At 64.3% G+C, this 12,293-nt stretch carries 11 protein-coding genes; 4 read left to right on the top strand and 7 right to left on the bottom strand.

The features are described 5' to 3' along the window. Positions 1–39 precede the first annotated feature (39 nt). Positions 40–294, bottom strand: a complete 255-nt coding sequence (locus AWB82_RS00835; protein WP_159462546.1) for a hypothetical protein — start codon at positions 292–294, stop codon at positions 40–42. Positions 295–446: 152 nt separating this feature from the next. Here AWB82_RS00835 and AWB82_RS00830 point away from each other — a divergent pair, with 152 nt between their 5' ends. Further along, entirely contained in the window at positions 447–2,285 is a 1,839-nt protein-coding gene (locus AWB82_RS00830; protein ID WP_086964848.1) for an OmpA family protein, read from the top strand. A gap of 92 nt (positions 2,286–2,377) precedes the next feature. Here the strand turns inward: AWB82_RS00830 and AWB82_RS00825 are convergent, their stop codons facing one another. Then, positions 2,378–2,866: a hypothetical protein gene (locus tag AWB82_RS00825; RefSeq protein WP_086964846.1), complete on the bottom strand. Its 489-nt coding sequence runs from the start codon at positions 2,864–2,866 to the stop codon at positions 2,378–2,380. Between the two features lie 203 nt (positions 2,867–3,069). Here AWB82_RS00825 and AWB82_RS00820 point away from each other — a divergent pair, with 203 nt between their 5' ends. After that, complete coding sequence (locus AWB82_RS00820; RefSeq protein ID WP_086964844.1) at positions 3,070–3,321, top strand: GlsB/YeaQ/YmgE family stress response membrane protein; 252 nt, start codon at positions 3,070–3,072, stop codon at positions 3,319–3,321. A gap of 59 nt (positions 3,322–3,380) precedes the next feature. Here the strand turns inward: AWB82_RS00820 and hutI are convergent, their stop codons facing one another. The 3 genes from hutI to AWB82_RS00805 form a co-directional block, all read right to left on the bottom strand. Next, complete coding sequence (gene hutI, locus AWB82_RS00815; protein ID WP_086964842.1) at positions 3,381–4,601, bottom strand: imidazolonepropionase; 1,221 nt, start codon at positions 4,599–4,601, stop codon at positions 3,381–3,383. Beyond that, positions 4,598–6,274: a urocanate hydratase gene (gene hutU / locus AWB82_RS00810; protein ID WP_086964840.1), complete on the bottom strand. Its 1,677-nt coding sequence runs from the start codon at positions 6,272–6,274 to the stop codon at positions 4,598–4,600. The genes hutI and hutU overlap by 4 nt, the downstream gene beginning before the upstream one ends. Before the next feature lie 155 nt (positions 6,275–6,429). Continuing rightward, positions 6,430–6,894 carry an Lrp/AsnC family transcriptional regulator gene (locus AWB82_RS00805; RefSeq protein ID WP_086964838.1) on the bottom strand — a complete coding sequence of 155 codons (465 nt, stop codon included), beginning with the start codon at positions 6,892–6,894 and terminating at the stop codon, positions 6,430–6,432. A 130-nt stretch (positions 6,895–7,024) separates the two neighbouring features. Here AWB82_RS00805 and AWB82_RS00800 point away from each other — a divergent pair, with 130 nt between their 5' ends. Continuing rightward, the gene (locus tag AWB82_RS00800) at positions 7,025–7,648 is read left to right on the top strand and encodes a LysE family translocator (protein ID WP_086964836.1); all 624 of its coding nucleotides are present in this window, start codon (positions 7,025–7,027) and stop codon (positions 7,646–7,648) included. A 2-nt stretch (positions 7,649–7,650) separates the two neighbouring features. On the opposite strand, the gene AWB82_RS00795 is transcribed toward AWB82_RS00800, so the two are convergent. Next, positions 7,651–8,874 (bottom strand): ROK family transcriptional regulator, encoded by a 1,224-nt coding sequence (locus tag AWB82_RS00795; protein ID WP_086964834.1) that lies wholly within the window; start codon positions 8,872–8,874, stop codon positions 7,651–7,653. A gap of 210 nt (positions 8,875–9,084) precedes the next feature. On the opposite strand from AWB82_RS00795, the gene AWB82_RS00790 reads away from it, so the two are divergent. Continuing rightward, on the top strand, positions 9,085–9,294 hold the full coding sequence (locus AWB82_RS00790; protein WP_086965176.1) for a hypothetical protein: 210 nt from the start codon (positions 9,085–9,087) through the stop codon (positions 9,292–9,294). A 12-nt stretch (positions 9,295–9,306) separates the two neighbouring features. Here AWB82_RS00790 and AWB82_RS00785 read toward each other — a convergent pair whose 3' ends face one another. After that, positions 9,307–12,276 carry a putative bifunctional diguanylate cyclase/phosphodiesterase gene (locus tag AWB82_RS00785; RefSeq protein WP_086964832.1) on the bottom strand — a complete coding sequence of 990 codons (2,970 nt, stop codon included), beginning with the start codon at positions 12,274–12,276 and terminating at the stop codon, positions 9,307–9,309. Positions 12,277–12,293 lie beyond the last annotated feature (17 nt).

The raw sequence follows: 12,293 nt of genomic DNA, 5'->3' as shown, positions 1-12,293 counted from the left end.
TCGGAAGTCTCTGATCGCCTTACGATAGCGTTTCGAAGATCATGTGCGGATACCCGTAAAGGAATTTGCCATGCACCGCGACCAGCCTCCCTGCAACACGTGCGCGAAGCACGATTGCCGCACTTGCGCGTGGACGTCGCCACTCGACGCTTCGTACAGCACGTTCGTCCCGCCCCATTCCATGCCGTCGCTCGCCGCGCTTTCCGTGAAAAATGCGGAACCCGTGCCGGCCGCATCGCGCCGGATCGCCATCGCCGTCAGGCGCATTCTCAAAATATTCTCGAACTGAGCCATTTCGCCACGCTGAAGCGAGCGCCATGCGCGTCGAATCGATGCGACGTTTCCTAATTAAGTTTGCATGCCTCTTTTTAGGATAGCTTCGCATATAAAATCCGCGGCGCACCTGCGCTTGCGTCAAGCGCTCATGTAGAAAGGAAATTCAGTCGATGAGCATTAATCTGGTCCAGGCGGTCCACGCCGCGTTCCCGGAAAACGTCCTCGAACAGCTGTCACGCCAGTTCGGCATCTCGGGGCAGGTCCTCCGGCAACTGGTGGGACGTTTCGGGCCGGGACTCGTCGCGTCGCTGATGGACCGGGCCACGCTCGTCCCCGGCTCGCAGGCGGTGTACACCGTCATCATGCAGCCGGAGACGAACGCCTACATCGCGGATCAGTTACCCAAGCTGATCGCGACCACCGGCGGTCTCAAGCAGCTCGAAGCCACCGGTCACGCTCTCGCCGCGCTCGCAACGGGTCAGCGCGTCGATGCACTGGCCGATACCGTATCGACCGAAACCGGGGTTCCCACGCAAGCGACCGCAGCGTTCGCCGGCATCGTGGCCGCCGTGCTCTTCGGCGTCATGAAGCGGCACTTCCTGCTCGCGCAGTGGGGGCTGCCGCAAGTGCCCACGCTGATGCGCGAGCAGGTCGGCGAGATCCATGCGTCGATGTCGAACGCGATCGCGGCGGCTATCGGCGTCGGCAATACCGAAGGCTTCACCACTGGCATCACGCCACGGCTCGATGCGGTCGTAGCGAGCCTGGCGCCGCGTGCCGATGGCGACATCGCAGAGGCGGCGAGGCCCGAGCCGGTCGTGAAAGCATCCATGCAAACCGCGCCTGTGTCCGAACCCCCGCCGCTTTCGCCCGCGCTTTCGCCGCCGCCTCTCGTGCCTCCGATGCGCGCACCGGTACGCAAGCCATCGCGAAATCGTTCGAACAAGTGGATCTGGCTGCTTTTTGCGTTGTTGGCCGCCATTCTCGGGCTGGTCTATTACCGCGGCTTCACGCACGACGCCAGCGCCCAACCGGGCGCCGCTCCTGTCGCGCCGGAAGTCGCTACGCCGCCGGCGCCCGCGCCTGCTTCGTCAGCAATGCCATCGAGTACGCCGATCATCACGGAGCCCGCGCAGCCAGCGTCGCCCGTCGTGACGGCAAGCGCACCCGCGGCGGCATCGCAAGCGGCTTCGGCGCCGAGCGTCGCGCCGGCCTCGTGGAAAGACGGGCAGTTGCGGTTCGACGTCAACGCGGCGGGCGTCCCGGCGATCGCCGCAACGGTCGGAACCGAAGCGGAAAAAACGCTTCTGATCGAGACGTTGACTGCTCGCTTCGGAAAGGGCTACACGGCGAACGTTTCCGTCGTTCCGGAAACGCGCCCGGCAACCTGGCTTTCGCGCCTGAACGACTTTGTCCCGCTCATGGCCGTGCCCGGCGCGGAAGTCAAGATCAGCGGCTCGAAAGTGGAGTTGAGCGGCGCGGCCGCGAACCCGAAGCTCGGCTGGGCCGATCGTCTGGGAAGCACGCTCGGCGGCATGTTCCAGGTCGCGGTGTTCGACGTCGACAGCGCGGTCGCCAGCGCGACGCAATCCTTTCGCAGCGCAATGAAGAGCCTGCTCGCCACGAAAGCGCCTTGCTCCGGCGACAAGCTGAGCCAGGTGCTCGACCTTCAGGTGGTCAATTTCGAGCGCTCGAGCGCGCAGATCCCGAACAGCGCGTACGCCACGCTCGGCGAGACGTCGCAGCTACTCAAGCGTTGCGCCGACAACGGTTCGATGGTGAATCTCGAAGTCGCGGGTTATTCGGATGGCCAAGGCGCGGCATCCGCGAACCTGGAAGTGTCGAAGGAACGTGCTCAGTCGGTCCGTGGCTACCTCGTGCGATACGGCGTGCCGCCGCAATCCCTCACGGCCAAGGGTTACGGCAGCGCCAACCCGGTCGCCGACAACGAAACCGCCAGCGGACGTTTCGCGAATCGCCGGATCGAGTTCGTGGTCAGTAAGAGCTAAGAGCCGATCAAGCTCGCATTTTGATACGCCGTCGCACGAAAGCGCGACGGCGTTTTCATCGGTGCTCGCGCGATAAGCGCTTCATGGCCGACTCAGTTCGGCTTCGCGAAATCGTTCTCGGCCCAGCGCTCGGCGCTCGCCTTGCTCAGCTTGAATGCCGGCGACACGCGCACGTGCGCGAGTTGCGCGCCGTAGGCATCGAAGGCCTTGAGATTGGCGTAGGGATCGTCTTCATCCGGAACGATCTCCAGCGTGACGGTGACGTCTTCGCCCTGAATGTCGATGGTGACGTTCTTGTTCAACATCGCATGACGCTGCTGCTCATGCCGACGCAAGACTTCCGAGGCCGTCTTGACCAGCGTGCGGAACGCGTTCGCATCGAGCGGCTTCGGGTTTTTCTTGTCGCGGCCCATCGTCCAGGGGCCGACCAGCGAGGGCTCGGTCTCGCCCGTTTGAATCATCTCGACGGCCCAGCCGTCGTCGTCCTCGTTCTTGATCACGCGCGCGGTCCAGCCGTCGTCGCGCCAGAGGCGGGCTTCGTGGATCACATCGTCGGTGGAGGGAAATTCGGAATCAGTCATATCGTAGCAACGCAAGCAGTAAGGCAATGCGACGGATTTTACCTTGGAGCAGCGCGCGGCATCGTTCGTGCTCGAAGGATTAACCAGACGGCCAGTGTCATACCCAAACGCATTGCGCCGTGCTACTTTGCATGCACCGGGACCTCCGGAATCCATCTGCAACGCAATCAATACGCCGTAAAACTCAGTTAAGGAGCGACCTCATGTTTGCATTCTTTGGTACTTTGATCGTCGGACTCGTCGTCGGTCTCATCGCGCGCGCGCTCAAGCCGGGCGACGACAACATGGGTTGGATCATGACCATCGTCCTCGGCATCGCCGGCTCGCTGATCGCGGGCTATGTCGGCCGGGCGCTCGGCTGGTATCAGCCGGGACAGCCGGCGGGATGGATCGCCTCGGTAATCGGCGCAATCATCCTGCTCGTCGTCTGGGGAATGATCCGCAAGCGCACGTAACGCCGCGCCGCACTTTTTTTGACGAAACGCCTCGTCCGGGTTCGGACGAGGCGTTTGTTTTATCGGGCGATGCGCTCGACATCGACCTCCACTCCGCCGCGCACGACGCGATTTCGAAGCGAACCGCCAAGCCAGTACGAAAGCTCGGCCGGCCGGCCGATGCGCCAGGCGACGAAATCCGCCGTCTTGCCGGCTTCGAGCGATCCGTGCGTCGCTTGCAAGCCGAGCGCCTTCGCCGCATGCGTCGTCGCGCCGGCGAGCGCCTCTTCCGGCGTCAGGCGAAACAGCGTGCAACCCATATTGAGCATCATGCGCAACGAGAGCGCGGGCGACGTTCCCGGATTCAGATCGCTCGCGAGCGCGATCGGCACGCGATGCCGCCGCAGCACATCGATAGGCGGCAATTGCGTTTCGCGCAACATGTAGAACGCGCCCGGCAGGAGCACGGCGACGGTGCCGGATTGCGCCATCGCGGCCGCGTCGTCCTCGGTCATGTATTCGAGATGATCCGCCGACAATGCCCGATACCGCGCCGCCAACGACGATCCATGCAAGGACGACAACTGTTCGGCGTGCAGCTTCACGGGCACGCCCAGTTCGCGCGCGCATCGGAACACGCGCTCGACCTGCTGCGTCGAGAACGCGATGTGCTCGCAGAACGCATCGACGGCATCGACCAGCCCTTCCTCGACGAGCGCGGGCAGCATCTCGTCGCAGACATGGGCGATGTAGTCATCCGCGCGATTCGCGTACTCGGGCGGTAACGCGTGCGCGGCCAGGCAGGTCGCGCGCACGGTCAGCGGCAGCGCTTGCCCGAGACGGCGCGCAACGGCGAGCATCTTGCGTTCGTTCGCGAGGTCGAGCCCGTAGCCGGACTTCACTTCGAGCGTCGTCACGCCTTCGCGCATCAGGCCGAGCGCGCGCGCTTTCGCGGCGTCGAACAGCGCGTCCTCGCTGGCTTCGCGCGTCGCCCGCACCGTGCTCGCAATGCCGCCGCCGCGCGCCGCGATCTGCGCATAGCTCACGCCTTCGAGCCGCTCTTCGAATTCGCCGCTGCGATCGCCGCCGAAAACCAGATGCGTGTGACAGTCGATCAGGCCCGGCGTCACCCACGCGCCTTCGAGATCGACACGCTCGCATTCGCCGATATCCGGCGTCGCCGCGCGCGGGCCGATCCATTCGATGCGCGCGTCGTCGGTCAGGATCGCCGCGTCTTCGATGGCCGAATACTTGCCATCGGCCATCGTCGCGGCGTGGCAGTGTTGCCAGAGCGTTTTCATCGCTTGTCGATCATCGGCAGATCGAGGCCTTGCTCGTGCGCGCATTGCACCGCGATGTCGTAGCCGGCATCCGCGTGACGCATGACGCCCGTCGCCGGATCGTTGTGCAGCACGCGCGCGATACGCGCATCGGCCTCAACGCTGCCGTCGCATACGATCACGACGCCCGCGTGCTGCGAAAAGCCCATGCCGACGCCGCCGCCGTGGTGAATCGACACCCAGGTCGCGCCGCTCGCCGTGTTCAGGAGAGCGTTGAGCAGCGGCCAGTCGGACACGGCGTCCGAGCCATCCTGCATCGCTTCGGTCTCGCGATTCGGGCTCGCGACCGATCCGGAATCGAGATGATCGCGGCCGATCACGACCGGCGCCGACAACTCGCCGTTACGCACCATCTCGTTGAACGCGAGGCCGAGCTTCGCGCGCAGGCCGAGACCGACCCAGCAGATGCGCGCCGGCAGGCCCTGGAAGCTGATGCGTTCGCGCGCCATGTCGAGCCAGCGATGCAGATGGGCGTCGTCGGCGATCAGCTCCTTCACTTTCGCGTCGGTCTTGTAGATGTCCTCGGGATTGCCCGACAGCGCGGCCCAGCGGAACGGCCCGACGCCGCGGCAGAACAGCGGACGGATATATGCCGGCACGAAGCCCGGAAAGTCGAACGCGTTTTCGACGCCCTCTTCCTTGGCCATCTGGCGGATGTTGTTGCCGTAGTCGAAGGTCGGCACGCCCTGTTCGCGGAACGCGAGCATCGCGCGCACGTGCTCGGCCATCGATTGCTTCGCGGCTTTCACGGTCGCCGCCGGCTCGCTCTGCGCGCGGTCGCGGTACTGCGCCCACGTCCAGCCTTTCGGCAGATAGCCGTTGAGCGGATCGTGCGCGCTCGTCTGGTCCGTGACCATGTCCGGGCGCACGCCGCGGCGCACGAGTTCGGGCAGCACGTCCGCCGCGTTCGCGCACAACGCAACGGAAATCGCGCGGCCTTCGGACGTGTGGCGCTCGATGCGCGCGAGGGCGTCGTCGAGATCGGTCGCCTGTTCGTCGACGTAACGCGTCTTCAGACGGAAATCGATGCGGCTCTGCTGACATTCGATGTTCAGCGAACACGCACGAGCGAGCGTCGCCGCGAGCGGCTGCGCGCCGCCCATGCCGCCGAGACCCGCGGTGAGCACCCAGCGGCCTTTGAGGTCGCCGCCGTAATGCTGCCGGCCGGCTTCGACGAAGGTCTCGTAGGTACCCTGCACGATGCCCTGACTGCCGATGTAGATCCAGCTGCCGGCGGTCATCTGCCCGTACATCGCGAGACCCTTCGCGTCGAGCTCGTTGAAGTGTTCCCAGTTCGCCCAGTGCGGCACGAGATTCGAATTCGCGATCAACACGCGCGGCGCGTTCTCATGGGTCTTGAACACGCCGACCGGCTTGCCCGACTGGACGAGCAGCGTCTCGTCCGCTTCGAGACGCTTCAGCGTTTCGACGATCTTGTCGTAGCACGCCCAATCGCGCGCCGCCCGGCCGATGCCGCCGTACACCACGAGTTCCTTCGGATTCTCGGCCACTTCGGGGTCGAGATTGTTCATCAGCATGCGCAGCGGCGCTTCGGTGAGCCAGCTCTTGGCGTTGAGTTGCGTGCCGCGCGGCGCGCGGATCTCGGTGTCGCGAAAACGGGAAGACGAAGTCACGGATTGCTCCTGCGCATCAAGAAAGTAAGTGTCGACGGACGCGGACGAAGACCCGCGTCGAGTTGGCTTAATCTTCTTGTATATACAACTTTGCTTGTATTAGGGGAATCCCGAGGCCTTCCGCTGGTTGGAATCGCTCGTTGTATAGACAATCGTCATAGCACGGGCACACCGCCGTCGCGTTTGACTTCGCGCAACGAGAGCATCGATTCGACGGCCGTCACGCCCGGAAGCGTCCGCAGCACGTCGCGCATGAAGACGCCGTATTCGTCGAGATCGCGCGCGATGATCTGAAGCAGATAATCCGCCGTGCCGGAAATGTTGTGGCACGACACGATGCGTGGAATGCCTTGAATTTCGCGCTCGAAGCGGTCGGACAGCGCGCGGTCATGCACGCTGAAGCGCACCTGCGCGAACGCGACGACGCCCAGTTCCAGCGCTCTGCGCGACAGGACGGCCCGATAACCGTCGATGAATCCCTCGGTTTCCAGACGCTTGAGACGGCGCGCGCACGGCGTCTCGCTCAGGCCGACGCGCTCGGCCAGTTTCGCGACCGGCATGCGGCCATCCTGTTGAAGCGCGGCGAGCATTGCGCGGTCGATACGGTCGATTCCGGTCATGGAGCTTTCCCCTTAAGTTTGAATCGATTCTAGGGGAAAGCTTCGATTCGAATCGCCAAGACAACTCAAAAATGCCGCAAAACGCTCCGTCCGAAGTGGCACGATGAAGCCTTCCAGGAGGAAACACATCATGGTTTCGCCACATTTGCTTTGGGTTTTCATCGGCCCGCTCGCGGTCGTGTACGCGCTGCCCGGACCGGACATGGCGCTCATGCTGCAGACGAGCGGCGCGCGCGGTTTCCGGCACGGACTCGCCGTGGCCGCCGGTCTCGCGACGGCGCGCGCGACGCACGTGACGCTCTCGGCGCTGGGCGTCGCTGCGCTTTTGCGCAGCGCGCCGTGGCTCTACGACGGCGTGCGCATCGCGGGCGGTCTGTATCTCTCTTACGTGGCAATCCAGATTTTCCGCTCGCCCGCGTTCGGGCTCGACGCGGCGTCCGGGCAAACCGCATCCACGCTGCGATCGGCCTACGCGAAGGGCATTCTGAGCAGCATCCTCAATCCGAAGGCGCTACTGTTCTGCTCAGTCCTGCTGCCGCAATTCGTGCGTCCGGAGGCGGGCCCGGTCTGGTCTCAGGTGCTGGAACTGGGCATCGTGCTGGTCGCGGTCGGCATGATGTTCGACCTCGCGCTGGCGGCGGGCGCGGTGCGTATTTCCGGCTGGCTGCGCCGTCACCCGAAAGCGCAGACCGTGCAGCGCTGGACGTTCTCCGCGGCGCTGCTCGCGTTCGCTGCGCGGCTTTCGCTGGAGTGATTTCAGACTTCGAGCGGCTTCAGAAAGAGCTCGTGCTTGGGCGCGAAATGCGCGTAAAGCGGCAAGATCGCGCCGCCCATCGCGCGGGCGTCGGGGCCGATCTGCCCTTCGACGAGACGCGGCCGTGTCATGCCTTGCCAGTCGAATGCGCCGAGCGCGTCGTTGGTGCGGCCGATCACCTCGCGCAGCAAGATCCGGTCGATTTCACCGTCGATCACCACGGCTTCGAGATCGAGCAGCGCCGACGACGACGCAATGCCCGCCGCGATCGCGGGACACGTGTCGCGCATCCACGCTTCCGATAGCGCGCGCCACTCGGGCGACCACGCGCGCTCATCGTGTGCGGCGGCGGCCGGCGCGCCCGCCGCGGCCAGCGCCTTTTCCAGCACGTATACCGACGCCGTGTTGAGCAATTGGCCCGCGCGCTTGCCGCTTGCGCGATCGACGAGCGGCAACGAGCCGATCGCGCCCGCGTTGCCGCCCGGCCCCGCGTGCAATCGGCCATCGATGACAAGCCCGCCGCCGATGAACGTCCCGATGAACACATACAAAAAGTCGCGCAGCCCGCGCCCCTGGCCCATCACGAGCTCGGCGGCGCACGCGGCCGTCGTGTCCTTCGCGAACTCGACGGGCAGCGCGGTCATCGCTTCGATGCGCGCGCGGATGTCGATGTCGTCCCACGCCGCGAGCGCGTCGGGCGGCGTGTCGAAGAAATCGCGCCAGCCGCCGATCCACAGCGGCGCTGCGACGCCGATGCCCGCAATCTTGCGCGCGTCGTCGCCGAGCGCGGCCGTGACGTGCGCGAGCCGCGTTTCCAGCGCGGGAAAAAGCGTATGCGGATCGGGATAGGCATATTCCAGCGTCTCGCGCGTCCGCACATTGCCGGCGAAGTCCATCGACAACACGTCGAGACTGCGCCGCCCCACTTTCACGCCGATGGAAAACGCACCGTCCGCGCGCAGCGAAATCGGCACCGACGGCTGACCGATGCGTCCGCGCACACGCGCGCGCGGCTCTTTCGCGAGCAGGCCGTCTGCGATCAGATGATCGACGATCAGCGAGACCGTCTGCATCGACAGGCGCGTCATGCGCGCGATATCGGCCTTGGCCAACGCGCCATGAAGCCGGATCGCCTGCAGAACGATGCGCTCGTTGAACTGGCGCATGCCCAACTGGTTCGAGCCGACGGAATGCATCGAGGCTTTGCGCGCCGGCCGCTCAGACATCGGTCCGGACCTCGCGGCGCAGGCGTGCGCGCCGTCCTTGGTTCATGTATTCGTCCCCGTTTGATTAATTCCAGTGCTTTTATTTAAAGCATCGGCGCCGATTTTAGCAAGCGCCTTCCTGCGCGCCATCAGCGGATTTTTTTTCGGGATTTTTAGCCGGTTATGTTCGGCGGGAGCGTCATCGCCGATCAACCCTGTCCCGTCGAGATCATGAGCACCCTGGAAGCCCTTCACGCGATCGTCAACGACGAAAACGCGCCGCAAATCATTCGCGATCACATCGTCGATTCGCTGCAGTTCGCGCTGCGCAATCATCCGGGCTATTTCACGCGCAAGGAGGTTCAATGGCTCGCGCAATGGGAAGACACGCGCATTCCGATTGCGGCGGCGAAGGTATTGAACGAGATGAAGACGGTTTGAAGCGCGCCGCGCTCAGTGCGTGCCTGAAGCGCGCGCGTGCCATTCGTAGTCGAGCACGGTCGCCTGCACCGGCTCCGACAGGCTTTCGACGAAGGCGATCACTTCCGGGTCCTTGACGAAGCTCGCGGCCGAACTCGCCGCGAGAATCGCCGAGCTGTCCTGCGGCCGCGCGACGAGGAAGCCCTGCACATAATCCACGCCGATCTCCTGCAGCGCGCGCAAGGTGTCGATGTCCTCGACCCACTCCGCGACGCTGCGCATGCCGAGATTGCGCGCGAGCGCCACGATCGCCTCGACGATCGCGATATCGGCCGGATGCGCGCACATCGAGCGCACGAATTCGCCGTCGATCTTGAGGGCATCGGCGGATAGCGCCTTCAGATATTTGAACGACGTGTAGCCCGCGCCGAAGTCGTCGAGCGCGATCTTGCCGCCCATGTCGTGCACGCGCGCGATGAAACGCTGCGTGTTCTCCAGATCGTGCAGCGCAACGCTCTCCGTAATTTCGAGACACAGGTAATGCACGATCGACTGATGACGCGCGAAGAGCGCGAAGATGTCTTCCATGAACTGCTCGTCGTTCAGCGAGCCGCCCGAGAGATTCACGCAGATGAACTGCGTGTTGTCGAGGCGATGCTGATGCACCTCGATCCACTCCAGCAGCGTGGAGATGACCCAGCGATCGATCGCCGCGATATTGCCCGATTCCTCCGCCGCGACGATCACCTTGCCGGCGGGCAGCGTCGCGCCGTCGGGCGCGCGCATGCGCAGCAGGACTTCGAAGTTGAGCGATTCGGTCGGCTTGGTAAGCGACATGATCGGCTGCATCACGAGGAAGAGTCCCGGCGGCAGGCGGTTGCGCCCGAGCGTTTCGACGAGCCTCAGTTCCTCCGCGCGCTCCTCGAACGCCGCGGCGCCCTTGCGGTACGTGACGAGATGCGTGTGCGCGACCTTCTTCGCTTCCCGGCACGCGCGATCCGCATGTGAGAGCGCATCCTGCACGCGCACGCCCTGCGAGCATTCGACGAGACCGATCGACGCCTTCACCTGAAACGCGCGATTGCCGACCTGATACGGCGCATCCGAGAGGATGGAAATGAGCTCGCGACATTGCGCGATGGCGTCTTCAATCGACGTGTCGTGCATCACGCAGACGAACTCGTCGCCGCCGATGCGTCCGACCGGATAGCTGCGCGTGAAGTGCGCGCGCGTGCGTGCCGCGACCTGGCGCAGCACTTCGTCGCCGCTGCGATGGCCGAAGAGATCGTTGACGAGCTTGAAGCGGTCGAGGTCCACATAGGCCAGCGCCCACGGCAGCGTTTCTTCGCTTTGAGCCGCAATCGCCTTTTCGACGCCGCGCCGGTTCAGCGAGCCGGTCAGCGAATCGTGTTCCGCGAGAAAACGCAGCCGCTCGACGGCTTTCGAGCGTTCGGTCGTGTCCTGCAGCGAGCCTTCGATCCAGCCGTTCGAGCGGATCGCCTTCAACATGTAACGGCGCTCGCCGGTGCCGCGTTCGAGCGAGCCGCCCATTTCGAGCTCGCCGTCGCTGCCCTTCGAGGCCAGCGCCTGCAGCGCGCCCCACGCGCCGGCTTCGAAGTAATCGTTCCAGTGCCGCGCCCTGTAGTCGGCCTTTTGCAGATCGAGCATCGCGCGCAACGCGGGATTGGCGCGCACGAAGTGACCGTCGGAATCGAGCGTGAAGAGGCCGATCGGCGTGACTTCATAGGTGTTGCGCAATTCCATCTGCGCCTGGCGGCGGAAATCTCGCTCGGCGCGCATCTGCTCGGCGATCGCGAAGGCCGCCATCATGCTCGACGACAGCGCGGCCATCACCGTATTGACGCCGCCGACGAGCACCTTCAGCCCGAAGGCCGCGCCGAGCACTTCGGAGAACGTGGCGAACAGCACGATCGCGAGCGACGCGACATACCAGAGCACGGTTCGCGAGCGCGCCATCCACACGAGTCGCGCGAGGAAAAACAGCAGCACGCAGATGCCGAAACCGGCGATGACCCAGAGCGTCGGGATGAAAAGCTCATAAGGCAGCGCGAACGCGGCGGCGAGCAGCACGATGCCGACATACTGGATCACGCGCAGCAGCCAGCGATAGCCGACCACGCGCAACTCGCGCCGGAAAAGCTGTTGAAAGAGCGCGGCCGTGAGCAGGTAATAGGCCGCGAAAGTGATTTGCCGCAACGGTTGAATGAATTCCGACGGCAATACCCGGCCGAGCCATTGCATGTCCCAGCCCATCGCATTTGCGCAGAGGCGCAGATTGCCGACGAGCCACACGGCGAAAATCACATACGTCCACTCGTGATTGATGAGCGCCGTCACGAACACGAATACCGCGAGCGTCAGCAAACCGCCGGCGATGAGTCCGGAGCTTTCCTGAAAATCGAGCGATGAATTACGCAGGCCTTGCCATTCCCATGCAAATGCGTTGATTTGCGCCGGTCCGGAAAATGTGCCCCGGCAGAGAATGTTCTCCGGTTCTTTCAGCCTTCCGGCCTGAATCGAGAAACCGGCCTTGACCGCGCGCATTTCGCCGCTCAAGGCTTCGCGGCTCGCCTCGCCGAGCGGCGCGAGCGTGTCCGCGTTCCAGCAGGCAAGCGTTTGCGCATGACGCGAGGGCAATTCGACGACCGTGGACGAACTGGCGCTCATGCTGGGCGTCGTGAAACTGAACCAGACGGGCTTTTCGGAGAGACGCGTGTTGTAGCGCGAGATGGGCGTCACGCCGCGAAGTGCCGCGAGCGCATCGGCGGGATTCATGCTCGCGCTTTTATCGGCGACGACTCGCAGTTCGAGCGCAAGCGAGCCGCGCGTTTCGTATTGGCGCGGCAGAAAATAGAGCGTGGCGATCGTACCGAGCAGAATCAGAAAAGGCACGGCGTACACGGCCACCGCATACAGCGCGTCGTCGATCCACGAGCCTGTGCGTCTGAATCTCGATAAGGAAGCTGAAATAACCGACGCCATACCTGGAAAAACCCCCG

The sequence above is a fragment of the Caballeronia glebae genome, assembly GCF_001545035.1.
GTDB classification, from domain to species: Bacteria; Pseudomonadota; Gammaproteobacteria; order Burkholderiales; family Burkholderiaceae; genus Caballeronia; species Caballeronia glebae.
This window is presented reverse-complemented; position numbering and strand designations above follow the sequence as displayed.

Excerpts from the sequence above, each read along its gene's own strand:
- AWB82_RS00825 (WP_086964846.1), bottom strand. The coding sequence starts at position 2,866 with ATGACTGATTCCGAATTTCCCTCCACCGACGATGTGATCCACGAAGCC.
- AWB82_RS00835 (WP_159462546.1), bottom strand. The coding sequence starts at position 294 with ATGGCTCAGTTCGAGAATATTTTGAGAATGCGCCTGACGGCGATGGCG.
- AWB82_RS00820 (WP_086964844.1), top strand. The coding sequence starts at position 3,070 with ATGTTTGCATTCTTTGGTACTTTGATCGTCGGACTCGTCGTCGGTCTC.
- AWB82_RS00785 (WP_086964832.1), bottom strand. The coding sequence starts at position 12,276 with ATGGCGTCGGTTATTTCAGCTTCCTTATCGAGATTCAGACGCACAGGC.
- AWB82_RS00790 (WP_086965176.1), top strand. The coding sequence starts at position 9,085 with ATGAGCACCCTGGAAGCCCTTCACGCGATCGTCAACGACGAAAACGCG.
- AWB82_RS00795 (WP_086964834.1), bottom strand. The coding sequence starts at position 8,874 with ATGTCTGAGCGGCCGGCGCGCAAAGCCTCGATGCATTCCGTCGGCTCG.
- AWB82_RS00800 (WP_086964836.1), top strand. The coding sequence starts at position 7,025 with ATGGTTTCGCCACATTTGCTTTGGGTTTTCATCGGCCCGCTCGCGGTC.
- AWB82_RS00805 (WP_086964838.1), bottom strand. The coding sequence starts at position 6,894 with ATGACCGGAATCGACCGTATCGACCGCGCAATGCTCGCCGCGCTTCAA.
- hutI (WP_086964842.1), bottom strand. The coding sequence starts at position 4,601 with ATGAAAACGCTCTGGCAACACTGCCACGCCGCGACGATGGCCGATGGC.
- AWB82_RS00830 (WP_086964848.1), top strand. The coding sequence starts at position 447 with ATGAGCATTAATCTGGTCCAGGCGGTCCACGCCGCGTTCCCGGAAAAC.